General features: G+C 57.8%; 20 protein-coding genes, 2 tRNA genes and 1 pseudogene. 11 read left to right on the forward strand and 12 right to left on the reverse strand.

The window, feature by feature from the left end:
- Window positions 1–142: 142 nt before the first annotated feature.
- A complete protein-coding gene (locus tag ACMGG9_RS15975) occupies window positions 143–505 on the reverse strand; it encodes an antiterminator Q family protein (RefSeq protein ID WP_033651917.1) in 363 nt (120 codons plus the stop codon).
- Window positions 506–747: 242 nt separating this feature from the next.
- On the opposite strand from ACMGG9_RS15975, the gene ACMGG9_RS15980 reads away from it, so the two are divergent.
- The gene (locus tag ACMGG9_RS15980) at window positions 748–1,425 is read left to right on the forward strand and encodes a LexA family protein (RefSeq protein ID WP_033651918.1); all 678 of its coding nucleotides are present in this window, start codon (window positions 748–750) and stop codon (window positions 1,423–1,425) included.
- A 91-nt stretch (window positions 1,426–1,516) separates the two neighbouring features.
- On the opposite strand, the gene ACMGG9_RS15985 is transcribed toward ACMGG9_RS15980, so the two are convergent.
- The 4 genes from ACMGG9_RS15985 to ACMGG9_RS16000 form a co-directional block, all read right to left on the reverse strand.
- Window positions 1,517–1,592: transfer RNA gene (locus ACMGG9_RS15985), tRNA-Thr, on the reverse strand.
- Between the two features lie 6 nt (window positions 1,593–1,598).
- Window positions 1,599–1,686, reverse strand: a tRNA-Ser gene (locus tag ACMGG9_RS15990).
- Between the two features lie 157 nt (window positions 1,687–1,843).
- Window positions 1,844–2,173: an osmotically-inducible lipoprotein OsmE gene (osmE, locus tag ACMGG9_RS15995; RefSeq protein WP_004935874.1), complete on the reverse strand. Its 330-nt coding sequence runs from the start codon at window positions 2,171–2,173 to the stop codon at window positions 1,844–1,846.
- Between the two features lie 127 nt (window positions 2,174–2,300).
- Window positions 2,301–2,768, reverse strand: coding sequence for a DUF1348 family protein (locus ACMGG9_RS16000; RefSeq protein ID WP_089192047.1), 468 nt, complete (start codon window positions 2,766–2,768; stop codon window positions 2,301–2,303).
- Window positions 2,769–2,876: 108 nt separating this feature from the next.
- On the opposite strand from ACMGG9_RS16000, the gene ACMGG9_RS16005 reads away from it, so the two are divergent.
- On the forward strand, window positions 2,877–3,455 hold the full coding sequence (locus ACMGG9_RS16005) for a TetR/AcrR family transcriptional regulator (protein ID WP_033651920.1): 579 nt from the start codon (window positions 2,877–2,879) through the stop codon (window positions 3,453–3,455).
- Here the strand turns inward: ACMGG9_RS16005 and ACMGG9_RS16010 are convergent.
- Window positions 3,449–3,865: a VOC family protein gene (locus ACMGG9_RS16010; RefSeq protein WP_187048240.1), complete on the reverse strand. Its 417-nt coding sequence runs from the start codon at window positions 3,863–3,865 to the stop codon at window positions 3,449–3,451. The two genes, ACMGG9_RS16005 and ACMGG9_RS16010, sit on opposite strands and share 7 nt — an antisense overlap.
- 157 nt (window positions 3,866–4,022) lie before the next feature.
- On the reverse strand, window positions 4,023–5,159 hold the full coding sequence (ompC, locus tag ACMGG9_RS16015) for a porin OmpC (protein ID WP_033651922.1): 1,137 nt from the start codon (window positions 5,157–5,159) through the stop codon (window positions 4,023–4,025).
- 695 nt (window positions 5,160–5,854) lie between these two features.
- Between ompC and ACMGG9_RS16020 the strand changes: the two genes are divergently transcribed.
- From ACMGG9_RS16020 to rcsB, 4 genes are read left to right on the forward strand one after another with little or no spacing between them, the layout of a single operon-like run.
- Entirely contained in the window at window positions 5,855–6,262 is a 408-nt protein-coding gene (locus tag ACMGG9_RS16020; protein ID WP_089192050.1) for a DUF4186 domain-containing protein, read from the forward strand.
- A gap of 54 nt (window positions 6,263–6,316) precedes the next feature.
- Window positions 6,317–7,471: an MFS transporter gene (locus ACMGG9_RS16025; RefSeq protein WP_047025315.1), complete on the forward strand. Its 1,155-nt coding sequence runs from the start codon at window positions 6,317–6,319 to the stop codon at window positions 7,469–7,471.
- A 20-nt stretch (window positions 7,472–7,491) separates the two neighbouring features.
- Window positions 7,492–10,194, forward strand: coding sequence for a phosphotransferase RcsD (rcsD, locus tag ACMGG9_RS16030; protein ID WP_033643838.1), 2,703 nt, complete (start codon window positions 7,492–7,494; stop codon window positions 10,192–10,194).
- Window positions 10,187–10,837 (forward strand): response regulator transcription factor RcsB, encoded by a 651-nt coding sequence (rcsB, locus tag ACMGG9_RS16035; RefSeq protein WP_004935900.1) that lies wholly within the window; start codon window positions 10,187–10,189, stop codon window positions 10,835–10,837. Before rcsD ends, rcsB begins: the two co-directional genes overlap by 8 nt.
- Before the next feature lie 61 nt (window positions 10,838–10,898).
- Here the strand turns inward: rcsB and rcsC are convergent, their stop codons facing one another.
- Both rcsC and gyrA read right to left on the reverse strand, forming a co-directional pair.
- Window positions 10,899–13,760 (reverse strand): two-component system sensor histidine kinase RcsC, encoded by a 2,862-nt coding sequence (gene rcsC, locus ACMGG9_RS16040; RefSeq protein WP_042785084.1) that lies wholly within the window; start codon window positions 13,758–13,760, stop codon window positions 10,899–10,901.
- Window positions 13,761–13,926: 166 nt separating this feature from the next.
- Complete coding sequence (gene gyrA, locus ACMGG9_RS16045; RefSeq protein ID WP_033643840.1) at window positions 13,927–16,569, reverse strand: DNA topoisomerase (ATP-hydrolyzing) subunit A; 2,643 nt, start codon at window positions 16,567–16,569, stop codon at window positions 13,927–13,929.
- 212 nt (window positions 16,570–16,781) lie between these two features.
- On the opposite strand from gyrA, the gene ubiG reads away from it, so the two are divergent.
- The 4 genes from ubiG (at window position 16,782) to yfaE (ending at window position 21,696) form a co-directional block, all read left to right on the forward strand.
- A complete protein-coding gene (gene ubiG / locus ACMGG9_RS16050; protein WP_033644327.1) occupies window positions 16,782–17,507 on the forward strand; it encodes a bifunctional 2-polyprenyl-6-hydroxyphenol methylase/3-demethylubiquinol 3-O-methyltransferase UbiG in 726 nt (241 codons plus the stop codon).
- Between the two features lie 438 nt (window positions 17,508–17,945).
- Window positions 17,946–20,234: a class 1a ribonucleoside-diphosphate reductase subunit alpha gene (nrdA, locus tag ACMGG9_RS16055; protein WP_033632525.1), complete on the forward strand. Its 2,289-nt coding sequence runs from the start codon at window positions 17,946–17,948 to the stop codon at window positions 20,232–20,234.
- 67 nt (window positions 20,235–20,301) lie between these two features.
- Complete coding sequence (gene nrdB / locus ACMGG9_RS16060) at window positions 20,302–21,432, forward strand: class Ia ribonucleoside-diphosphate reductase subunit beta (protein ID WP_414161562.1); 1,131 nt, start codon at window positions 20,302–20,304, stop codon at window positions 21,430–21,432.
- 3 nt (window positions 21,433–21,435) lie between these two features.
- A complete protein-coding gene (gene yfaE / locus ACMGG9_RS16065) occupies window positions 21,436–21,696 on the forward strand; it encodes a class I ribonucleotide reductase maintenance protein YfaE (protein ID WP_072627287.1) in 261 nt (86 codons plus the stop codon).
- Between the two features lie 59 nt (window positions 21,697–21,755).
- Here yfaE and ACMGG9_RS16070 read toward each other — a convergent pair whose 3' ends face one another.
- Both ACMGG9_RS16070 and ACMGG9_RS16075 read right to left on the reverse strand, forming a co-directional pair.
- Complete coding sequence (locus tag ACMGG9_RS16070) at window positions 21,756–21,908, reverse strand: Hok/Gef family protein (protein ID WP_004935921.1); 153 nt, start codon at window positions 21,906–21,908, stop codon at window positions 21,756–21,758.
- Window positions 21,909–22,138: 230 nt separating this feature from the next.
- The gene (locus ACMGG9_RS16075) at window positions 22,139–22,960 is read right to left on the reverse strand and encodes an AraC family transcriptional regulator (RefSeq protein ID WP_033651927.1); all 822 of its coding nucleotides are present in this window, start codon (window positions 22,958–22,960) and stop codon (window positions 22,139–22,141) included.
- Window positions 22,961–23,076: 116 nt separating this feature from the next.
- On the opposite strand from ACMGG9_RS16075, the gene ACMGG9_RS16080 reads away from it, so the two are divergent.
- The gene (locus ACMGG9_RS16080; protein ID WP_414161563.1) at window positions 23,077–24,285 is read left to right on the forward strand and encodes an FAD-dependent oxidoreductase; all 1,209 of its coding nucleotides are present in this window, start codon (window positions 23,077–23,079) and stop codon (window positions 24,283–24,285) included.
- A 3-nt stretch (window positions 24,286–24,288) separates the two neighbouring features.
- Here ACMGG9_RS16080 and ACMGG9_RS16085 read toward each other — a convergent pair.
- Window positions 24,289–25,484: pseudogene (locus tag ACMGG9_RS16085) on the reverse strand (nicotinamide mononucleotide deamidase-related protein YfaY).
- Window positions 25,485–25,563: the final 79 nt, after the last annotated feature.

Raw genomic sequence — 25,563 nt, forward strand, 5'->3', positions numbered from 1 at the left:
CGGCAACAATTCAGTTTTATCAGATTACACGCTTATTTGCGTACGCGTGAGCCTTTTATTAATTATTGCAATGCGCTATTGTTATTCCTGACGCAATAGGGAAACGAGGAATAAACCCTCATCAACGTCAACGACAGGCGTTTCAGCGATCCATACTCAACTTTATATCCAACATCGCCAGGCATCCCCCGATAAATCCCTCCGCCGTTTGCATCTCTTTGCGTATCGTACCGTCTGAACATTTCCTTTTCAGGGCGATCTTACGCAGAGATATGCCATAAACATGGTGGGCAATGATGAGATCGAACTCTTCGGGTTTGTATTTTTTCAATCTGCCCACGCAACCGTCGATCACCAGGCCGTCATCATCGCAGCAGGAACGCTCGCCACTCGACTTATAGGACAACAACCCTTTGAACCCGGCAGCAATGGGGGAATAATCGATGCCGCTGTTATCCCTGGCCCATACGCCCCACCGCTCCAAAACTTCATTCATATCTCTCATGCTTCCACCTCCTTTGGGCGTTTGCCATATCGCCAGGGCTCCATGTTGTTGACCGACGTCGATCGAGCCGTTCTTCTGCTCGGCGTGCGCCAAGACGCAACAACCGATCCGCCCGGCGGGCTCACCGAGGGATATCGCACAAAATACTGTACAAATAACCAGTACCAAGTATACCCAGAGGTATCTTTTTTTCAATAGCGAAAATCCATTTACCTGCAGGTAAATTTAGGTACGATGGCCTCATGAAAAACGAGCAAAAAATGCACCTGCAGGAGATGCGGCGAGAGCGCCTGATCATCCTGATCGATAACCTCGGCGTCGGGGGGCAAAAGCGCCTTGCCGAGGCGCTCGGCATTGCCGCAGACTATGTTTCTCGTCTGCTCTACCCGCCGGGCAAGAAGGGTAAAAAGGGCATCAGTGGGGACATGGCGCGAAGGATTGAACAGTACTTCGCCGTGCAAATCGGCTGGCTGGATGGCCTGCAGCAGACCAGGCAACGCCCCGTCAGGCAGAAGGCCGCACAGGCCTTGGCTAAAACGCTGCCGCTGCTCGCGTGGACATTGCCGTTGTCTCATGAACAGTTGCGCAAAGGAACGACCGTCCACTACCCGGCGATGGTGCAATGCAGCGCTCTGGCCTACTGGTTGCCGGTGCGGGATGACGCGATGAGCGGCTCTGCCGGCACCAATTACCCAAAGGGAGCATTGATTCTTGTCGAACCCATGACTGCCGGTATAACCGAGCTCGTGTCCGGTGATAAGGTGATAGCGAAACGCTGCGACAGCGCAGAACTTATCTTTAGAAGGTATGTTGAGGAAGCCGGTCATCAATGGCTTAAGGGGAACATGCCGGGTTGTCCGACTTTGAATGCCGATGAGTACATGATTCTCGGAGTGGTGCTCGGTGCCTGGCTGCCCTAACCTACCCGTTTAAGACGACATAATGCAAAAAACCGCCAACCTTGCGGCTGACGGTTTTTTTGGCACTCAGGGCGCCGGTACTGCTTTATCATGGTGCCGGCTACCGGAATCGAACTGGTGACCTACTGATTACAAGTCAGTTGCTCTACCTACTGAGCTAAGCCGGCTGAATTTGGCGGAAGGACAGAGATTCGAACTCTGGGAGCTGTTACACTCGACGGTTTTCAAGACCGTTGCCTTAAACCACTCGGCCATCCTTCCAATGGGCGCTGATATTAGCGATACCGTTATGAAATGTCTATCGTTTTGATGCAAAAAAATCGCATCGGCGGCGCAGTTGCCTAAACTTCAGGCCTTAAACGCTTAAAAAATGAAAAGCCCCGCAAAAACGAGGCTTTTATGTTCGGCTGAAACGCGATTACTTCGGCTGCGAATCGTAGTCTGAACAGGTTTGATAGCCCTTGTTCATGACATGGCCCGTGTCGTTGTAGCTGACAAAATACGTTTGCACTTTGCCATCGCGCGGCGCGACTGCATAGGTGTCGCAAGTGCCCTGCGCATGGATCAGCGTGGCGGACGTCGACGGCGGACCGGCAATCGCCCGCACCTGCTGCTTGGTCATCCCTACTTTGACATCGCTGACCACCGGCTCATTGACATAACTGGTTGCACGGTCATAAGCGGTGCAGCCGGCAAGAATGGAAAATACCGCCGCAGTGCCGACGGCCAAAACCAACTTCTTCGTCATAGCTTGTCCTCTTGGAGTACGTTTGTTGTCCCCTAAGTCTAGAAGTGGAAAGGCTTTTCTACAAACTCCCCTTTGTCGATCGGTGCGCTTTTTCTCGCGATCGGTCGGCACGGGCGCGACAACGGATTCAAAAGCCGAAATCGCTCAGCGCCGGGACATCGTCCGGGCGCCGACCGAGCGACCAATGAAAACGCCGATCCTGTTCGCGAATCGGCATGTCGTTGATGCAGGCATGGCGGTTGATCATCAACCCTTCCTGATTGAACTCCCAGTTTTCGTTGCCGAAGCTGCGATACCAGTTGCCGGAATCGTCGCGCCACTCATAGGCGAAACGCACCGCAATGCGCGCGCCGTCAAACGCCCACAGTTCCTTAATCAGCCGATACTCCAGCTCTTTCGCCCACTTGCGTTGCAAAAATGCGACCACCGCCGCGCGGCCGTCGACAAACTCCGCGCGATTACGCCAATGGGTATCGAGGGAATAGACCTGCGACACCCGCTCAGGATCGCGGCTGTTCCAGGCATCTTCCGCCAACCGTACTTTTTCGATGGCGGATTCACGGGTAAAAGGCGGCAATGGGGGTTTAATGCTCATGATCATCTCCTGCGTATAAGCAAGTAGACAACTCTGTCTACATCATTACGCTAGCGCATGTAGACAGAGTTGTCTACAATCACTCGAAAATAGCCTGGGAGAAAAATGATGACCGCCGATCGCAACACCTTGCCCGCCCGTCAGCGCATCCTGCTGACGGCCCACGATCTGTTTTATCAGGAAGGGATCCGCGCCACCGGCATCGATCGCATCATCAAGGAATCAGGCGTCACTAAAGTGACGTTTTATCGCCACTTTCCCAGCAAGAACGATTTGATTACGGCGTTTTTGGCCTATCGCCACCAGCAGTGGCTAACCTGGTTCAGTACAGCGTTGGATCGACATGTGGCGCAGAGTGGCGGGTTACTGCCGGCGCTGGCGCCCTGCCTGGCGGAATGGTTTGACGATCCGCGTTTTCGCGGCTGCGCGTTTATCAATACGGCCGTGGAGATCGCCGATCTGCTACCGGAAAGCCTGCACCTCGCCGGCCGGCATAAGCAACAGATGACGGATGAACTGGCGCGCCACCTGCCCGCAGGCCCGCAGCGGGAACAGCACGCCGCGATATTGGCGATGCTGATCGACGGCGCCATCGTCAGGGTGCAGATTGAGCGCCAGCCGCAGCCGGCGTTGCAGGTGCTGAATGCCGCGCTGGCGTTGTTGGCGCAAGGCGGGTTCGATCAGTAATTGGCCCAGATGCCCGGCGTCACCAGTTCCAACAGGTGGGCGTCGGGATCGCGAAAGTAAATGCTCTCGCCACCGTGCTCCCAACGCATGCGCCCCTCAATCTCCACGCCGTTGGCCGTCAGATGCCGTTCCCAGTACGGCAGTTGGTCTTTTGCCACCGCCAGCCCGATATGCGCCGGCCCCACACCATCGTGCGCGGGAATAAAGCCGGTCGGATAATGCGCCCCGCGCAGCGAATCGCCCTCGACAAACAGCAACAATACGCTCCGATCGCCAACGTTATAGGCGCGGAACCGCTCGTTGGCGACCATCGCCGGTAGCTTCAGCACCTCTCGGTAGAAAGCGTCCGCGCGCTCAATATCGCTGACGTACAGCACCGTTTCGATCACCTTATCGATCTTGAGTTCCATATCATCCCCCTCTTTTTTGTACTGACAGCGTAGGCTTAAAGGAGGAAAACCACGGTGCTTCCCGTGCCGATAGCGGATCAATCCGTGCTTTTTTACCGGTTTACAGGCAAAAAAAACGCGGCCCGAAGGCCGCGCGATGACGTTCACACTGAGGTGCTTAGAACTGGTAAACCAGGCCCACGGCAACCACGTTGTCGGTGTTGATACCGGCAGCGTCGGTGAAGTCGTTGTTGTCCATCAGGTTGATTTTGTAATCAACATAGGTAGACATGTTTTTGTTGAAGAAGTAGGTCGCACCCAGGTCGACGAATTTGACCAGGTCTTGATCGCCGTAGTCCTTGCCGTTACCGGCGCGGCCCAGGTCTTTACCTTTGGTCTGGTTATAGCCGACGAACGGACGCAGACCGAAATCGAACTGGTAGTGCGCATAGGCTTCGAAGCTCTGCGCCTTGTTGGCGTAGCCGTAAGCACCATCATCCTTGGCAGAGCTGCCGAAACGCGCCGCGTTGTAGGACTGGGTGAACATCACCGCCAGGTAGACGTCGTTGGCGTCATATTTCAGACCGCCGGAGTAACCTTCGGCCTTGTCGCCGCGGCCCATGATGTTCTGGTGACCGTTAGCGCCGTTCTGCTCGCTGGTGCGGCGAGAGTTGAAGAAGGCGCCCGCCGCGCTGATGCCGTAGCCCATGTCATAGCTCATGGACATACCGTAGCCTTCGCCGTTCTGGCCAAGGACGTCGCGACCGTTGTTGGTCTCTTCGCCATTGCCGTTTTTACCCTGGTACTGCAGGGCGAAGTTCAGGCCGTCAACCAGACCGAAGAAGTCGTTGTTACGGTAGGTCGCCAGGCCGCTGGAACGCTGGAACATGAACTGGTCGGCGCCGTAGGTCATACCGTCGAACTCAGGCTGCAAGTCGGTATACGCCGCGACGTCGTACAGCACGCCGGTATTACGGCCGTAGTCGAAGGAACCGTAGTCGCCGAATTTCAGACCGGCGAAGCCGTAACGGGTGAAGTTCTTGTTGTCCTGGTTTTCAGCGTGGTTCAGGTTAGCCTGATATTCCCACTGGCCGTAGCCGGTCAGTTGATCGCTGATTTGCGTTTCGCCGCGCAGGCCAAAACGCATATAAGACTGGTCACCGTCCACGCCGTTGTTGCTGGAGAAATAGTGAAGACCGTCGACTTTACCGTACAAATCCAGTTTATTACCGTCTTTGTTGTAGATTTCCGCCGCGCCTGCTGTGCCTGCAACCAGCAGTGCGGGTACCATCAGAGAGAGTACTCGAAGTTTCATCGTTATTATCCTCGTTAATTATGTCGAGCTACGGCCACTGCCCTTTTCGAGCATTATTAGCACGACTGTGCATTACCATTCTGGTAACAAGGGTTATATTAATCCAGAAAGAAAATGATACCAAGTATCCGATAGTGTTTCAGCGTGATTAATAAAGGTTTCAAAATGTAAATGTGCGCGAACTTTCACAAAACATTACCGACAAACAAAATAAAGCACTTAAAGACAAAGAATAGATTAATTGATAAAAAATCATGTAGTTATACAAATCTTTAAGAAAAAAAAGCCAACCATACAATTGTACTGGACAATAAGCACATTGTGCCAAAACGCCGCCTGCACGCAGCCGCTATAATCACCTCGCTATCATCATTATTTTCATTATTACCTTCATTATCCGAAGATAATTTCTGCATACCTTTAACCGGCTTCTGGCCGGTTTTTTATTTTCCTCCACACTGTCCTCACAATTTCAATCCGCACAAATAGCACGCAAATAAATAACCTCGCGATATAGTTTCGCCAATTTACATCCGCACTAATTGCTAATCTTTTCTCTTATATTGGTCTACAAATTGAATTTGTTTTTCATTTCGTGCTTTATCTCGCCGAATATTGTGTGTCACAGGCAAAATTGGCCGCAGAGTTTCACTTCTGGTAGCCTGAAAAAAAGCTCACCCTCAGCGAGTAAAGTCATGATGCCATTTCACCCAGAGGCGCTATGGCGGCGGCTGCAAGGCTCCCCCTTCCGCGCCCGTTTCCGTTTGAATCCCAAAGACCAGAGCTATCTTGACGACAAAGGCTTGCCGCTGATCCTCAGCCATGCCCGCGACTTTATCGATCGCCGTCTGGCCGCCGCCCACCCCAAAAACGATGGCAAGCAGACGCCGATGCGCGGCCACCCGGTGTTCGTCGCCCAACACGCCACCGCCACCTGCTGCCGAAGCTGCCTGGAAAAATGGCACGGCATACCGCAGGGCATCGCGCTGGACGAACAGCAAAAAGACTATATTGTCCAGGCGATCGCCCTTTGGCTGGTGCGCCGAGGCGGCGCCAGAGAGGAATCAGGCGCGAATCTTTTCGACCCGGATCGCGGATTGTGATAAAAACTGTCAGTAACTTTCGCCACTCTTTTGACCCAAGATCCTGACGCTTACATGACAGCCACCTTGTGCAATGAACAGCAAACGCCCGGCGTTCCTCAACAGATCGCCACCCGCCTGGCCTTTTTCGTCGCCGGCCTCGGCATGGCCGCCTGGGCGCCGCTGGTGCCCTTCGCCAAAACGCGCATCGGCCTCGATGACGGCTCGCTCGGCCTGCTGTTGTTATGTATCGGCGCCGGCTCCATGTTGGCGATGCCGCTGACCGGCTTCCTGACCGGCAAACTGGGCTGCCGCGCGGTGATCCTGATGGCGGGGCTGGGGCTGTGCATCGATTTGCCGTTGCTGGCGCTGATGGACTCCCTCGGCGGCATGGCCGTGGCGCTGCTGTTGTTCGGCGCGGCGATCGGCATGATAGATGTGGCGATGAACGTGCAGGCGGTGATCGTCGAGCGCAACAGCGGCAAGGCGATGATGTCCGGCTTTCACGGCTTCTTCAGTATCGGCGGCATCGCCGGCGCAGGCGGCGTCAGCGCACTGCTGTGGCTGGGGCTGACGCCGCTGCAATCCACCCTGATCACCGTGCTGGCGGTGATCGTGCTGCTGGCGTTCGCCAGCCGCCATCTGCTGCGTGACAGCGGCGCCGACGACGGCGGACCGATGTTCGTCTTGCCGCGCGGTTGGGTGATGTTTATCGGCATTCTGTGCTTTATCATGTTCCTGGCGGAAGGCTCGATGCTCGACTGGAGCGCGCTGTTCCTCACCACGCTGCGCGGCGTCGAACACAGCCAGGCCGGGCTGGGCTATGCGCTGTTTTCCATCACCATGACGCTCGGCCGCCTCAATGGCGATCGGGTGGTGAACTCGCTGGGCCGCTACCGGGTGCTGCTGCTGGGCAGCCTGTGCGCCGCTGTCGGTCTCAGCCTGGCTATCGCCTTCAATCACGCCACCGTTTCGCTGGTCGGCTTTATGCTGGTTGGCCTGGGCGCTTCCAACGTCGTGCCGATTCTGTTCAGCGCCGCGGGCAACCAACGCGATATGCCGGCCAATTTGGCGATCGCGTCCGTTACCACCGTCGGCTATGCCGGTATTCTGGCCGGCCCGGCGCTGATCGGCTTTATCGCTCAGTTTTCCAGCCTGACGGTGGCCTTCGCCTGCGTAGCCGCTCTGCTGTTGGCGGTGACCGCCAGCGCCAGGGCCGTCACTCGCTGATTCAGGAATGCGCAGCCACTATGCAAAATAAACAACTGACCATTAGCTCCAGCAATATCACTCGCTGCTTCCTGCTGTTTATCGTGCTGCTGACGATCGGCATCGGCCTGTATGGCTACAACTACACCAACGCCTGGCTGGCGGAAAAGAAGTACACGCTGAACAGCATCGCCGGTTCGCTGCAAAAGCGCATCGATACCTATCGCTACATGACCTATCAGGTCTATGACAAATTCGGCAACGCGCCGGCGCAGAATGTCGATCCCGGTTTGCAGGAAACCCGCCTGCGCCCCGACGTCTACTATGTCGAGAAGCCGCACAAGAAAACCGACGCGGTGATCTTCGGCAGCCATGACGAGAACACGCTGGCGATGATCGCCAACATTTCGGACTACCTGGACAACCGTTGGGGCGCCAAGACCGAGAGCTACGCCATGTATTACCTCAATGGTCAGGACAACAGCCTCAGTCTGATCACCACTCAGCCGCTCAAAGAGCTGGCTTCGCGCTTTAGGGAAAGCTACCTGACCACTTCGGCGGACGAACGCCGCGCCGAGATGCTGCAACAGGCCAATATGCTCGACGAACGCGAGAGCTTTTCCGATCTGCGCAAACAGCGCTTCCAGAACGCCTATTCATTCTCGATTCGCACCACCTTTAATCAGCCGGGACATCTGGCGACGGTGATCGCCTTCGACTTGCCGATCAACGACATCATTCCGGCCAACCTGGCCCGCGCCAATTTCCTGCTGCAGCCGGACGATGTCGAGCTCGACGACAGCGCCATCCCGGCGGAAACCGCCCTCGGCGCCCAGGCGGCGATGAGCGGCGGCTGGGTGGAGTTCAGCGCCGCCCTGCCCAATGCGCCGTTGAAGGTGGTGTATCGCGTTTCGGCCATTAATCTGGCCATCGATCTGCTGCGCAACAACATCTGGCTGATCGCGGTCAACCTGCTGCTGTTGGCGCTCTCGATGCTGAGCATCTACTTTATCCGCCGCCAGTACATCCGCCCGAGCGAAAACATGGCGGTTGAGCTGGAGGCCGAGCGCGCGCTGAATCAGGAAATCGTCTCCAGCCTGCCCTCCGGCCTGCTGGTTTACAGCTTCGCCAACAATGCGGTGATCGCCAGCAACAAAATCGCCGAGCACCTGCTGCCGCACCTCAGCCTGCAAAAAATCGCCCATATGGCCGAACAGCACCACGGCGTCATTCAGGCAACGGTCAACAACGAGGTGTATGAAATCCGTATTTTCCGCAGCCAACTGTCGCCGGATACCTACCTGTTCCTGATGCACGATCAGGATAAAGAGGTCATGGTGAACAAGCGGCTGCAACAGGCACGGCGTGAATACGACAAAAACGTGCAGGCGCGCAAACTGATGTTGCACAACCTGGGCATCGAACTGAATCAGCCGGTGCGCCAGATGCACGATCTGGTCGACAGCCTGCGCAACCAGCCGGATGAGGAACAACAGCAGGCGCTGCTGGGCCAACTGACGGCGGCGTCGTCGTCGGTGCTGGGATTGATCGATAACATCACTCTGCTGACGCGGCTGGAAACCCAGGACTGGCAACCGACGCGCGAGCCGTTCAACCCGGCGGCGATGATCGACGAGTTGCTGCTGGAAGCCCTGCCCGCCCTCAATCAAAAGGGGCTGGCGCTGTTCAAGCATTTCCAGCTGGACGTCGAACAGAACTACATCGGCGACGCCAACGCGCTGCGCAAAGTGATCTCGCTGCTGGTGCATTACGCCATTATCACCACCGCCTGCGGCAAGATTTCTCTGGTCATCGACCATGAGCCCGAACACCCGGATCGCCTGATTTTCCAAATCAACGACACCGGCTCCGGCATCTCCAACGAAGAGATCAGCAATCTCAATTACCCGTTCCTCAGCCAGACGCTGGTGGACCGCTTCAACCACGGTTCCGGCCTCACTTTCTTCCTGTGCAATCAGCTGTGCAAGAAGCTTAACGGCCAGTTGGACATTCGCAGCAAAGTGGATATCGGCACTCGCTATACCATTCGCGTCGCCATGGAGATGGAGAGAAAAGAGCCGCAGGAACAGGAAAAGCTGCTCGACGGCGTCACCGCCCTGCTGGACATCACGTCAGATGAAGTGCGCGGCATCGTGACCCGCCTGTTGCAGGCTTACGGCGCCGACTGCCTCGTCGCCGAAGATCGCGCGGTCAACCGCGATTATGACGTGCTGCTGACCGATAACCCGCAGCGAGCCGATGATTACACGCTGTTGCTGGCGACCGATGAACCGGGTTGGCAAGCGCTGGATAAACGCTACATTCGGGTGAACTATAACCTGAACGGCGCATTAATCGACGCCGTGCTGATGCTGATCGAACAGCAAATGGCCGCGCTGGAGCAGGAAGAAAGTCCGCTTTCATTGAGCTCAGAAGATATCCAACTCTATGAAAAACAATTGAAATCAAGTGATTACTATGGGCTGTTTGTCGATACAGTACCCGATGATGTCAAAAAACTGTATACTGAGGCGGGCAGCAGTGATTTCAATGCGCTGTCACAAACCGCACACCGCCTGAAAGGCGTGTTTGCCATGTTAAATCTGCTTCCCGGCAAGCAGCTGTGCGAATCGTTAGAACAGCGCATCGCAGAAGGTGATGCGCCCGAGATCGAGAATAACATCAGTCAGATTGATTTTTTCGTCAGCAGACTGCTGAAGCAAGGTAGCCAACAACATGAATAACCTGAACGTAATTATTGCTGATGACCATCCTATCGTACTGTTTGGCATCCGGAAGTCACTTGAGCAAATTGAATGGGTGAATGTCGTTGGGGAGTTCGAAGACTCAACCGCACTGATCAACAATCTGTCCAAGCTGGATGCCAACGTGCTGATCACCGATCTGTCGATGCCGGGTGACAAGTATGGCGACGGCATCACGCTGATTAAGTACATCAAGCGTCATTATCCGCAGTTGTCGATCATCGTGCTGACCATGAACAACAACCCGGCGATCCTGAGCGCGGTATTGGATCTGGATATCGAAGGCATCGTGCTGAAACAAGGCGCGCCGACCGATCTGCCGAAGGCGCTGGCCGCCCTGCAGAAAGGCAAGAAGTTCACGCCGGAAAGCGTCTCCAAACTGCTGGAGAAAATCAGCGCCAGCGGCTATGGCGACAAACGCCTGTCGCCGAAAGAGAGCGAAGTGCTGCGTCTGTTCGCCGAAGGTTTCCTGGTGACCGAAATCGCCAAGAAACTCAACCGCAGCATCAAAACCATCAGCAGCCAGAAGAAATCGGCGATGATGAAGCTGGGCGTAGAAAACGACATCGCCCTGCTCAACTACCTCTCGTCCGTCAGCATGACGCCGTTGGACAAAGACTAAAGCCCGCCTCACGGCAGGTTAACGCCAAACAGGCACGGCATCCGCCGTGCCTGTTTGCTTTTCAGGCCTCGCTGCGGTTGTAGCGTACCTGCTGGCTGTAATAAGCCAATGTCTGCTCCAGCGTCTCCAGCGTAACCGGTTTCGACAGGCAATTATCCATGCCCGCCTCGAGACAGCGCTGCTTCTCCTCCGCCAACGCGTTCGCCGTCACGCCGATCACCGGCGCGCTGAACTGCATCTCCCGCAGCGCCTGCGTCAGGCGATAGCCGTCCATGTTCGGCATATTGACGTCGGTCAACACAATATCGACGTGGTGCTGTTTCAGTACGGCGAGCGCGTCTACGCCGTCGTTGGCGGTCACCACCTGATACCCCAGCGACCCCAGCTGATCGGAAAGCAGGCGACGGTTGATCGGATGATCGTCGACCACCAGCAGATGAATATCGCCGTTGTCCGTCGCGCTGGCCTTGGCGGGCACCGGCAGCTGCACCAGCGCCTCTGCCGCGCCGTTGCCGACGCCGAACAATCGGTTGATCAAGGTCAGCGTTTCACGCGGCGTAGAGGTGCTGTGCATCCAATAGCCTGGCCGGGTTTCCAGCGACGGGCCGATATGTTCGGTCGAGAACTGGATCTGAGCCAACAGCGGCGTGTTCAGCATCAGCGGATAATCGCTGAGCATCACCTCGTCGGCGGCGGTCTCCTGCCCGTCATAGCGCTGGATATCGGCGCCGTAGCCGCCCAGAATCGCCATCAGGTAGCTTTCCAGCCGCTGATTGCGGATATCCAGCCACAGCCGCCGGCCCTGCCAGGTATCGCTGGCCTGCGGGATCGGGAACTGGGCGTTAAACAATGGAATGCGAATGCTGAACAAGCTGCCCAGCCCCGGTTCGGACTCGACGGAGACGTCGCCGTCCATCAAGTTGACCAATTTCTCGCAGATCGCCAGCCCCAAACCGGTGCCCTGGAAGTGGCGCTGCACGCCGGTGCCCACCTGGAAGAACGGATCGAACAGGCGTGAGATCTCCTTCTCCGGAATACCGACGCCGGTATCGCGCACGCTGAATTCCAGGTAGCTGCCGCGGGTGCAGACCTGCAGCACGATGCAGCCGGTATCGGTGAACTTGATGGCGTTGTTCACCAGGTTGGACAGCACCTGCTGCAGCCGCACCGGATCGCCGAAGATACGCTCCGGCACGTTTTGCTCGATAAAGCAGTACAGCCCCAAACGTTTCTTCACCACCAACGGCAAATAGTTGCCGGCGATATGGGTGATCACCTCCAGGCAGGAGAACTCACGCGGTTCAATCTTCAGCTGCTCGGACTCGATTTTGGAGAAGTCGAGAATATCGCTGATGATTTTCAGCAGCAGCCCGGAAGAGTTGTTCATCGCATTGACCAGCCGATCGACCCCTGGCGGTAACGCCTTGGTCTGCAGCAGATCGAGGTTGCCGATAATGCCGTACAGCGGCGTACGCAGCTCATGGCTGACGGTGGCCAGGAACATCGATTTAGACTGGCTGGCCTGCTCCGCCGCCGCCGCCATCTCCTGCAGCGACTCTTCCATTTTCACGCGCGCGCTGACGTCCACCAGCACGCAGATCGCCACCTCTTCGTTGCGGTAACGCGAATGGACAAAGCTGATCTGCAGATTATTGTTGTTGCTGGTCATCACATCGACGAAGTTCGCCTGCTGTTCGCAGATGATGCGCGTAATGCGATCGCGATCTTCGTGGGTCAACAGGTTGATGTAGTTGTGCGCCAGTTCGTTACTCAGAATATTGGTGCCATCGCTGATGCGCAGGATACAGATGCCCACCGGCGCCGAGGCGACGATCTTGCGGTTGAACTGTTCGTGTTCTTCCAGCCGGAAGGCATTGTCCTCCGCCGGCAGGAACATCTTGCGCTCAAACAGCCACGCCAGCGTGAACAGCACGATAGCCGACAACAGGTTCAGCAACAGCGCATTGAGGATCAGCATTTTGAAGCGTTCCACCACGCTTTTCACCGGCAGCGCATAAACGATGCTCAGCGATGAAGGCGGCAGCGCTTTTTTCAGGATCAGATCGCGGTAGTTATCGACATAACCGAAGTAAGCATGCTCTTCGGGGTAGCTGTTGAGCGCAGCGGCATAGCGATCGCCATCCGCCAGGCGCAGTATCGGATCGTTGTTTTCATCCAGCAGCGTGACGCCGATCGGCAGGTTGCCGGCGGTGACGAAATCTTCCAGCCGGACGGTTTGCTCGATGCCCAGCAGCGCCTCCAGCTTGTTGCCGATATAGAGAGGCGTCAGCACATACAGATAACCGATGTCAGGCCGCTGCGCGCTGGGGCTAATCCAATACAGGTTGTTGTCTTTGTCCAGATTCTTGGCGTTGCGGTATTTCAGAATGCGCTCGTGCAGCAGCTTCAGCATGTTTTCCCGGTTGGCGACCGCGTTGCCGCCGCCGAATTCCGCCAGACACAGGCTGTCGCCGCCGATAAAGAACACCCGGTTGAGATCGTAGGCCGCCACGAAGTTCTCTTTCCAATACTGGATCAGGCCGCTCAGCGAATCGAGTGAACTGCGGTAAGTGGCGCTCAGGGCGCAATTAGACTCTGGATACAGCGGATAGAATTGCGGTGGGCTGCCCTTGCCGGGGATCACGCCGCTGAACATGTCCAGGCCGCTGACCGAACCGTTGAGACGGTTTTCCGCCATGTACTTGATGTCGCGTATGATGTCGGCGGAATGGCGAATATAGCCCTGCGCCTGATCGAAATTGAGGTTGTACTCCTGGCGGATGTCCGATTCTTTCTGATGCAGGATATTCAGAATATAAAAGGTGGTGAGCAGCGCTCCCAACGACCACAGCAAAATCGCCAGCACCCGGAACAGATAGCGGGATATCTTCAGCGTAGTTCGAAAAGAGGCTAAATATTTCAATCGGATACCATACGAAAGTCAGTGGCGGCGCGCGTTGTCGCCGGCGCAGCGGCCGGCGGCTCGGTGCGCCAATTAAACCATATAACTGAAAAAGGGCCTAGCATCGCTGCCAGGCCCTTTTGTCTCAGTGCATTACGGTGTCGGCATGCCGACGCCCTCACCTTGCTTAAACGTTGTCGTCGTCCATCGGCTCAGCCGCGTCGTCGCCATCGTCCAGCGGCGTAGTGTCTTCTTCCACCGCTTCCGCGCCCGGTTCCAGGCTGTCCAGCTCTTCGTCTTCCACCGGCTCGGCCACGCGCTGCAGACCGACGACGTTTTCGTCTTCCGCCGTACGGATCAGCGTCACGCCCTGGGTGTTACGACCGACCACGCTGACTTCCGAAACGCGGGTACGCACCAGCGTGCCGGCATCGGTGATCATCATGATCTGGTCGCTGGTTTCCACCTGCACGGCGCCGACCACCTGGCCATTACGCTCGCTCACCTTGATGGAGATAACCCCCTGGGTGGCGCGTGACTTGGTCGGGTACTCGGTGACTGCAGTACGTTTACCGAAGCCGTTTTGCGTGACGGTCAGAATGTCGCCCTCGCCGCGCGGCACGATCAGCGAAATCACGCTGTCGCCTTCGCCGAGGTTGATGCCGCGCACGCCGGTCGCGGTACGGCCCATCGAACGCACCTGCGTTTCCGGGAAGCGCACCACTTTACCGTTGGCGGAGAACAGCATCACTTCGTTGGTGCCATCGGTCAGATCGACGCCGATCAGCTCGTCGCCCTCGTTGAGGTTGACGGCGATAATGCCGGCGCTGCGCGGACGGCTGAACTCGGTCAGCGCGGTTTTCTTCACGGTACCGCTGGCGGTGGCCATGAACACGTGACGCCCTTCTTCATACTCGCGCACCGGCAGAATGGCGGTGATACGCTCATCGGCTTCCAGCGGCAACAGGTTGACGATTGGGCGGCCACGCGCGCCACGGCTGGCTTCAGGCAGTTGATACACCTTCATCCAGTACAGGCGGCCACGGCTGGAGAAGCACAGGATCGTATCGTGGGTGTTGGCCACCAGCAGGCGATCGATAAAGTCTTCTTCTTTAATGCGCGCGGCGGACTTGCCTTTGCCGCCGCGGCGCTGAGCTTCATAGTCGGACAGCGGCTGATACTTCACGTAGCCCTGGTGAGACAGGGTCACCACAACATCTTCCTGGTTGATCAGGTCTTCGATGTTGATGTCGGAAGTATTGGCGGTGATCTCGGTGCGACGACCGTCGTTGTACAGCTCTTTGACCGCCACCAGCTCTTCGCGGATCACTTCCATCAGGCGCTCTGGGCTTTCCAGAATAAAGATCAGCTCGGCGATGAAGTTGAGCAGCTCTTTATATTCGTCCAGCAGCTTTTCGTGCTCCAGGCCGGTCAGTTTCTGCAGACGCAGATCCAGAATCGCCTGAGCCTGCTGCTCGGTCAGGTAGTACTTGCCGTCGCGGATGCCGAACTCCGGCTCCAGCCACTCAGGGCGAGCGGCGTCGTCACCGGCGCGTTCCAGCATGGCGCTGACGTTGCCCAGATCCCACGGCTGAGCCACCAGCGCGACTTTCGCTTCCGCCGGCGTCGGCGCACGGCGAATCAGCTCGATGATCGGATCGATGTTGGCGAGCGCGATAGCCAGCGCTTCCAGGATATGGGCGCGGTCACGGGCCTTGCGCAGTTCGAAGATGGTGCGGCGGGTGACCACTTCGCGGCGGTGGCGCACGAAGGCTTCGAGGATATCTTTCAGGTTCAGCAGTTTAGGCTGCCCCTGATGCAGCGCGACCATGTTGATGCCGAAGGTAACCTGCAGCTGCGTCAGCGCATACAGATTGTTCAGCACCACTTCGCCGACCGCGTCGCGTTTGACTTCGATCACGATGCGCATGCCGTCTTTATCGGACTCGTCACGCAGCGCGCTGATGCCTTCTACGCGTTTTTCTTTCACCAGCTCGGCGATCTTTTCGATCAGACGCGCCTTGTTCACCTGATACGGGATCTCGTGAACGATGATGGTTTCGCGGCCGGTTTTGGCGTCGGCTTCCACTTCCGCGCGCGCGCGCAGGTAGACTTTGCCGCGCCCGGTGCGGTAGGCCTCTTCAATGCCGCGACGGCCGTTGATGATCGCCGCCGTCGGGAAGTCCGGCCCCGGGATGTGTTCCATCAGCCCTTCGATGCTGATGTTTTCATCATCGATATAGGCCAGGCAGCCGTTGACGACTTCAGCCAGGTTGTGCGGCGGAATATTGGTGGCCATGCCCACGGCGATGCCCGACGAGCCGTTGACCAGCAGGTTCGGGATCTTGGTCGGCATAACGGCCGGGATCTGCTCGGTGCCATCATAGTTAGGCACGAAGTCGACGGTTTCTTTTTCCAGATCCGCCAACAGTTCGTGAGCAATCTTGGACATGCGCACTTCGGTATAACGCATCGCCGCGGCGGAGTCGCCGTCGACGGAACCGAAGTTACCCTGACCGTCCACCAGCATGTAGCGCAGTGAAAACGGCTGAGCCATACGCACGATAGTGTCGTAAACCGCGCTGTCACCGTGCGGGTGATATTTACCGATCACGTCCCCGACGACACGGGCCGATTTCTTGTATGGTTTATTCCAGTCGTTACCCAATACACTCATCGCGTAAAGAACGCGGCGGTGAACCGGCTTCAGTCCATCACGAACATCTGGCAGCGCACGTCCGACAATAACGGACATCGCGTAGTCCAGATACGAGTTTTTCAACTCGTCTTCGATGTTTACCGGTGTGATTTCTCTGGCAAGGTCGCTCATGGAGCTGCTATCCCTCTACTAATGATTCATCTGCCCGCTGCCATAGTGGCAAAGGTGTAAAACTATATCACAAAGCACGCTTTACGGGAAAATAACCGCCGCTGTTTCACGGAAATTGTACAGATTAGTGCGCTAAAAACGCATCGACGCAGACGATGCCGCGCCGGAACATGTATAATCCGCGCAACGAGAACAAGGAGCCAGACAAGCCCATGAACGCAGAATCATCCAGCCGAGTGCAAAACGTTGACCACCAGGAAATCGCCAAGTTCGAGGCCGTCGCCTCCCGCTGGTGGGATCTGGAAGGCGAGTTCAAACCGCTGCACCGCATCAACCCGCTGCGCCTGAACTACATCATGCAGCGTGCCGGCGGCATTTTTGACAAGCAGGTGCTCGACGTGGGCTGCGGCGGCGGCATTCTGGCGGAAAGCATGGCGCGCGAAGGCGCCGAAGTGACCGGCCTGGACATGGGCGGGGAGCCGCTGCAGGTCGCCCGGCTGCACGCGCTGGAAAGCGGCGTGAACGTGACTTACGTGCAGGAGACGGTGGAAAGCCACGCTCAGGCCAACCCGCAGCGCTACGACGTGGTCACCTGCATGGAAATGCTGGAGCACGTGCCCGATCCGGCCTCGGTGGTGCGCGCCTGCGCCCAACTGGTGAAACCGGGCGGCCACGTGTTCTTTTCCACCATCAACCGCAACACCAAAGCCTGGCTGATGGCGGTGATCGGCGCGGAGTACGTGCTGAAGATGGTCCCGCAGGGCACCCACGATCATAAGAAGTTTATTCGCCCTTCCGAACTGATCGGCTGGGTCGACGGCACGCCGCTGCGCGAAAAGCACATGATCGGCCTGCATTACAACCCGATCACCGATCATTTCAAGCTTGGGCGCAACGTTGACGTGAACTACATGGTGCACACCCAGCACGAAGGCTGAGCGCTGTAAACCGCGCCGGCCCTGCGTTATCGGGGTTCGGCGCCAACGCGGTGTTAGGAAAAATACCTAATTTCCGCGACTTCGATCAAAATAGCGGTTGTAGACAGTTTTTTAGAATATTAAATCAGATCAATATGCCGTTTTTTTCTAACGTTTAATAAAGCGCCAAACGATCGGTTTTTTCAGTTTTTCAGTAAAATCTGATCTCGCTTATTGACAAGCTTGTCGCGCCAGTCACGGCGCGCACTGCGAACGGCAAGTTACATTTCACCCCCAAGTTATCCACAAATTAGGCCGGTTTTGTTCACTTGCAAACGCCGTTTTTTCTCACTATCTTGTTACCTCACCGACATACAACCCCTATATATAGTGTTTACATACTGAGCAGAGCGACTACACTTCTGCTTAGGGGCACCATACGGACAGGTAAAACACCACATGAACCAAAGTCTGCTTGTAACTAAACGCGATGGCCGTAAAGAGCGCATCAACCTCGACAAAATCCACCGGGTCATCGATTGGGCCGCAGAAGGATTGCACAACGTCTCGGTTTCTCAAGTAGAGTTGCGTTCCCACATTCAGTTTTATGACGGCATCAAAACCGCCGACATTCACGAAACCATCATCAAAGCCGCTGCCGATCTGATCTCCCGCGATGCGCCGGACTATCAGTACCTGGCCGCTCGCCTGGCGATCTTCCACCTGCGTAAAAAGGCTTACGGTCAGTTCGAACCGCCGAAGCTGCACGCTCACGTGACCCGCATGGTCGAGATGGGCAAATACGATAAACATCTGCTGGAAGACTACAGCGCTGAAGAGTTCGAGCAGATGGACTCCTTTATCGATCACTGGCGCGACATGAACTTCTCTTATGCCGCCGTCAAGCAGCTGGAAGGCAAGTATCTGGTGCAGAACCGCGTCAGCGGCGAGATCTACGAAAGCGCCCAGTTCCTGTACATGCTGGTGTCCGCGTGCCTGTTCTCCAACTACCCGCGTGAAACTCGTCTGGATTACGTCAAACGTTTCTACGACGCGATTTCCACCTTCAAGATTTCGCTGCCTACGCCGATCATGTCCGGCGTGCGCACCCCAACCCGCCAGTTCAGCTCCTGCGTGCTGATCGAGTGCGGCGACAGCCTGGACTCCATCAACGCCACCTCCAGCGCCATTGTGAAATACGTTTCGCAACGCGCCGGCATCGGCATCAACGCCGGCCGCATCCGCGCGCTGGGCAGCCCGATCCGTGGCGGTGAAGCCTTCCATACCGGCTGCATCCCGTTCTACAAACACTTCCAGACCGCCGTCAAATCCTGCTCGCAGGGCGGCGTGCGCGGTGGCGCGGCAACGCTGTTCTACCCGATGTGGCACCTGGAAGTGGAAAGCCTGCTGGTGCTGAAAAACAACCGCGGCGTTGAAGGCAACCGCGTGCGCCACATGGACTACGGCGTGCAGTTGAACCGCCTGATGTACCAGCGCCTGATCAAGGGCGAAGACATCACTCTGTTCAGCCCGTCCGACGTGCCGGGGCTGTATGACGCGTTCTTCGCCGATCAGGACGAATTCGAGCGCCTGTACACCCAGTACGAGAAAGACGACAGCATTCGCCAGAAGCGCGTGAAAGCGGTTGAGCTGTTCTCGCTGATGATGCAAGAACGCGCCTCTACCGGCCGTATCTATATCCAGAACGTCGACCACTGCAACACCCACAGCCCGTTCGATCCGCAGATCGCGCCGGTGCGCCAGTCCAACCTGTGTCTGGAAATCGCACTGCCGACCAAGCCGCTGGAAGACGTCAACGACGAAAACGGCGAGATCGCGCTGTGCACCCTGTCCGCCTTCAACCTGGGCGCGATCGACAGCCTGGACGATCTGGAAGAGCTGGCGACCCTGGCGGTACGTTCGCTGGACGCCCTGCTGGATTATCAGGATTATCCGATCAAGGCCGCACACCGTGGCGCAATGGGTCGCCGCACCCTGGGCATCGGCGTCATCAACTTCGCCTATTATCTGGCAAAGAACGGCGTGCGCTACTCCGACGGCAGCGCCAACAACCTGACCCACAAGACGTTCGAAGCCATTCAGTACTACCTGCTGAAAGCCTCCAACCGTCTGGCGCAGGAACAAGGCGCTTGCCCGTGGTTCAACGAAACCACCTATTCGCAGGGCATCCTGCCGATCGACACCTACAAGAAAGACCTGGATGCGATCTGCAGCGAGCCGCTGCACTACGACTGGGAAACCCTGCGTAAAGAGATCCAAGAAACCGGTCTGCGCAACTCGACGCTGTCCGCCCTGATGCCGTCGGAAACCTCTTCGCAGATTTCCAACGCCACCAACGGCATCGAGCCGCCGCGTGGCCACATCAGCATCAAGGCGTCGAAAGACGGCATCCTGCGCCAGGTGGTGCCGGAGTATGAGCGTCTGAAAGACAACTACGAGCTGCTGTGGGAAATGCCGAGCAACGACGGCTATCTGCAGCTGGTGGGGCTGATGCAGAAATTCATCGACCAGTCGATTTCGGCCAACACCAACTACGATCCGACCCGCTTCCCGGGCGGCAAGGTGCCGATGAAGCAGCTGTTGAAAGACCTGCTCACCACCTACAAGTTCGGCGTGAAAACGCTGTACTACCAAAACACCCGCGACGGTGCGGAAGACGCCCAGGAAGATTTGCAGCCTGCCAAGGCCGGCGATGACGACTGCGAAAGCGGCGCCTGCAAGATCTAAAGTTTGACCTAGCGGGCCGGAATTTTCCGGCCCCTTCATTTAGCCACGTTACGATGGATTCAGGCTTATGGCTTACACCACTTTTTCTCAGACCAAAAACGACCAGCTGCAAGAGCCGATGTTCTTCGGCCAGTCGGTAAACGTTGCGCGTTTCGACCAGCAAAAGCATGAAATCTTCGAAAAACTGATCGAAAAACAGCTCTCCTTCTTCTGGCGCCCGGAAGAGGTTGACGTTTCCCGCGATCGCATCGATTACCAGGCGCTGCCGGAGCACGAGAAGCACATCTTCATCAGCAACCTGAAGTATCAGACCCTGCTGGACTCCATCCAGGGCCGCAGCCCGAACGTCGCCCTGCTGCCGCTGATCTCGATCCCTGAGCTGGAAACCTGGGTGGAAACCTGGTCGTTCTCCGAGACTATCCACTCCCGTTCCTACACCCACATCATCCGCAACATCGTCAACGATCCGGCGCTGGTGTTCGACGACATCGTCACCAACGAAGAGATCAAGAAGCGCGCGAAAGACATTTCCGGCTACTACGACGATCTGATCGAGATGACCAGCTACTATCACCTGCTGGGTGAAGGCACCCACCAGGTGAACGGTAAAACCGCCACCGTCAATCTGCGTGCGCTGAAGAAGCAGCTGTACCTGTGCCTGATGAGCGTGAACGCGCTGGAAGCGATCCGCTTCTACGTCAGCTTTGCCTGCTCCTTCGCTTTCGCCGAGCGCGAATTGATGGAAGGCAACGCCAAAATCATCAAACTGATCGCCCGCGACGAAGCGCTGCACCTGACCGGCACCCAGCACATGCTGAACCTGATGCGTTCCGGCGCCGACGATCCTGAAATGGCGGAGATCGCCGAGGAATGTCAGCAGCAGTGCTACGATCTGTTCGTGCTGGCCGCCCAGCAGGAGAAAGAGTGGGCGGAATACCTGTTCCGCGACGGCTCGATGATTGGCCTGAACAAAGACATCCTGTGCCAGTATGTGGAGTACATCACCAATATCCGCATGCAGGCGGTCGGCCTCGGTCTGCCGTTCGAAACCCGCTCCAACCCGATCCCGTGGATCAATGCCTGGTTGGTGTCCGACAACGTGCAGGTAGCGCCGCAGGAAGTGGAAGTGAGCTCTTACCTGGTTGGCCAGATCGACTCGGAGATCAACGCCGACGACCTGAGCGACTTCGAACTGTAAGCGATGGCGACGCCAACCGTAACGCTGCGCGCCGCCGGCACGCAGCTCTCTTGCCCTAACAGTGAAAACTGCCTGCTCGACGTGCTGGAACTGCACGACGTGCAGGTTGAGTACCAATGCCGCTCCGGCTATTGCGGCGCCTGCCGCCTGAAGCTGGTGAAAGGCGAAGTGGCCTACCGCCAACAGCCGCTGGCGTTTATCAACGACGGCGAAATCCTGCCCTGCTGCTGCATGCCGCTGACGGATATCGAGCTGGAAATGTAAAGTCGGGTGCCGGAAACCGCGCCTGGAGACCAGAAGGCGGGGTTGCCCCCGCCCTAGGATTACCGCTTCACCTCACACGCCAACCTGATCAGGATAGTGATATTTTCCTGGTAGATTTTCAGCTCGCACAGCGAGTCTCTTATCATCCAGATAAATAACAAAACCGTAATACATACAACGGTTAGCGAGTGAAACACATGCCTTAAGCGCATGCTTGCCTCCTTGCTGTGAAGGGGCTACCATAACGGTGTCTAGGCGTTAGGGCAGCCCCATTCTGATTGAGAGTCAGTCTGGGGCTTTCATCTATCCGCCTTGTCACACAATGCCCAAGACGAACAGTCTCAAGCACCCGTCAAGAGAGTAACAGCATTCCCTCACCGCGAATATCCCCTATAAGATTATGATTAATCAGGGATATATAACTATCCTCAAAGTATTTCCCTTAGCGCCCCTTTCCCGCCGATGTGGAAAAATAACGCGCCGGGGAATCGCCGAAGGCTTTACGAAACATGGCGATAAAATTGCTCGGCGAGGCATACCCCAGCGCCTCCGCAATCTGCAGCACCGTTTCGCCTTCGGCCAGCTTCGCCAACGCATATGACAACCGAGCCTGCTGACGCCACTGGGCAAAACTCAACCCCGTCTCGCCGATCATCAGCCGCCGCAGGGTACGCGGCGACATCGCCCCCCATTCAGCCCACGCCTCCAGTGAACGTTCGCTCCCCGGTTGCGCCAGCAAGGCCTGCAGAACGCCGGCCAGGCGCGGATGGGACGACATCGGTAAATACAGCGGCTCCGTCGGCGCCAGCCGTATCTCGTCACGCATCACCTGCGCCATACGCTCCTGCTCCAGGGTAAGCGCGCTGCGTTTGTCCCAACCTTCCGCACGCTGAGCCAGCGCCTGTAGCACTGCGCTGATGCCGATAACGCAAGGTGTATTCGACAGATCGTGGCAGGCCTCCGGCGCCAGCAGTAAACTCCAGCCGCTCAGCGCGCCGCAAACCTGCACCCGGTGCTCCGTCGCCGGCGGGATCCAACCCGCCCGCTGAGGCGGCAGCACCCAATCGCCCTGCGCCGTGCTTACATGCAGCAAACCGCTTTCAACGCACAGCAACTGCCCGCGCACATGCTGATGCCAGTCGTATTCGCGCGTGCCCAACCGATACTCCCGGCCTGCCGCGTCGCGGCCGCCGAGGGCGATCAGCCAGGGGCCCGTCGACCATTCGCTGCAGTCAGCGTCGAGGGCGTGAAGGTTCGCATTCATATTGGCCACTAATCACTATTTTTAGTCCAGATACCGTTATACCAACCTTTTCCTGCACCGACATAATGAAATGCTTCCGGCCGCGACCGTCTGCGGCCACTGACTCACGAGGGAACATGATGACAACACTCAGCATTGGCATTATCGGCGCCGGGCCCGGCGGCCTGTGTCTGGCTCAGGGACTGCGCCGCTTTGGCATCCACGCCACGGTGTTTGAACGCGACACCACACCGCAAGCACGCGATCAGGGCTACCGGCTGCGCATCGATCCGTCGGGCCAGCAGGCGCTGGCCGCCTGCCTGCCGCCGACGCACTACCGCTTGCTCTGCGCCGGCAGCGCGCAAAACAGCGGCGAGAGCAATCTATGGGATCCGCAGCTTGCCCCGCTCATCGGCCGGCGCCCCGAGCACTGGTTGCCCTCCAGCCAGCACCAAACACAAGAACCGGGCGGCGATCTCGGCATTCATCGCCAAACGCTGCGCGAGATCCTGCTTGCCGGCCTGCAAGACCGGGTGCGTTTCGGCCATACCTTGCGTGAATTTGCACAAACGCCGCAGGGTGTGGAACTTCAGTTCGCCAACGGCGAACACGTGCGGGTCGATGTGCTGATCGCCGCCGACGGCGTCAACTCGCTGGTGCGGCGGCGCTGCCTGCCCGAGGTGGGGCCAGAAGACAGCGGTGCGGTCACCCTCTACGGCAAAACGCCGCTCGATGCGGCGACCCGGGCCCAATTGGCCCCTGAGCTGCTGAACGGCGTATCGGTGATCTTCGCCGACGGCGTGTCGCTGGTGGTTGAACCGATGCGCTTTCAGGCCCCCATGGCGCAACTGGCGGCCGACTACGCGCCCGATTGCCGCCTCTCGCCGGTCGACGACTATCTCTATTGGGCCTGTATCGGTTCGGCTGAACGTCTCGGCGGAGCCCCGGGACTGGAGGAGAACACCGCGTTGCAGGCGCGCATACGGCATATCTCGCAAGGATGGGCGCCCGCCTTGCAAACGGCGTTAGCGCTGGCGGATCCCCTATCGCTCAGCGTGCGGACGGTGCAGGTTACGGCGACGATGCCGGAATGGCACAGCGAACGCATCGCCTTTCTCGGCGACGCCGTGCACGCCATGAGCCCGGCAGGTGGGCTCGGCGCCAACACCGCGCTGGTAGACGCCGCCAGCCTGGCGGCGCATCTGGCGCACTCAGACAGCGCCGCGCAGGCGCTCAGGAACTACGGTACAGAGCTGCAAACGCGAGGCGCGGCGGCAATACGTCTTTCACGCCTGGCGTCCGAACGGCTACAACAAAACAGTGAGGCAGACAACTCAGCACCATGAGCGTCACTCGATAATTTCCACCACCTCCAGCCAGGCGTTTTTACCGCACGCCTGGCCCCCATTCAGCCAACGGCGCAGCATATCCAGCGCCAGCATCGCCACCGACTCCTGCCGCAGCCGTAGCCCGTGGCGCGACGCGCGATAACGCACGGTCTGGCCAATCCCGCCGCGCGGCGTGTGCAGCGCAATGCTCACCTGCTCATCGCGCATGGCGCTGACCGCCAACGCCAACGGCGCGCCGGTCAATTCCGCCAGCGAGCGGGCGCGCGCCAGCGTCGTTTCCAGCGTTTCGATGCAGTGGGCCGGCAGCAGCTCTCCCCCGCCAGCGGCGCGCCTTCGCTCTGCAGCTGCAGGTTGATCAAACCGCCGCTGAATTGCTCGCTCAACGCCAGCTTCAGCCCTTGCTGATTCAGGCGCTGCGTCAACATCGCCGGCAACCCGACGGTGCCTTCGAAGATGCAGTTGTCCCCCGCGACCTCGCGCACGCGTCGCCAGGCCAGCTCCATCTCCGCGCGCCGGCTTTCCGGCCCGGTCAGCTTCAGCTCAATGATCGGGCTGGACGAGCGGTAACCCAGCACCACGTCCGGCGGCAGCGGCAGGCTGTCCAGTTCGGCGGCCAGATCGCTCTCGGAAGTGCCGAACGTCGTCAGGCGCAGGCACAGCGGCGGCGCCGGCAAAGTGAAGCGCTGGCGCAGACGCGGCACGATCTGCTGTTCGACCATCACTTTGAATTCCGAAGGCACGCCGGGGGTGAAGAACATCAGGCATTGGTTCAGCTGCAACGCGAAACCGCAGGCGGTGCCCACCGGGTTATCCAGCATTTCCGCATTGGCCGGGATCTGCGCCTGCTTGCGGTTGGAAGGGGCCATCGGCCGCCCGCGCTCGGCGAAATAGGCTTCCATGCGCGCCAGCCAGTCAGCCCGTTCAATCAGCTCTACGCCGCAGGATTTCGCGGCGGCCAGCGCGCTCAAATCGTCGCTGGTCGGCCCCAGGCCGCCGTTGACGATCAGCACATCGGCGATATGGCTGCGTTCCTGCAGGATCTCGATCAAAGCAGAGAGGCTGTCCCCTACCGTTTCCCGCCCGCTCATCGGCACGCCCTGCTGGAACAGGTAGTCCGCCAGCCAGGCGGCGTTGGTATCAATAATTTGCCCGTGCAGCACCTCATCGCCGGTGCTGAGCATCTCCACCCTTAACATTGATCTCTCCCACATTTTTTGGTCATTCCACTATAGAAGCCCGTAAATAACTTTTCACTAGCCGCCGTCGGATTATTTC

The organism is Serratia sp. BNK-10 (assembly GCF_047456065.1).
Classification (GTDB): domain Bacteria; phylum Pseudomonadota; class Gammaproteobacteria; order Enterobacterales; family Enterobacteriaceae; genus Serratia; species Serratia ureilytica.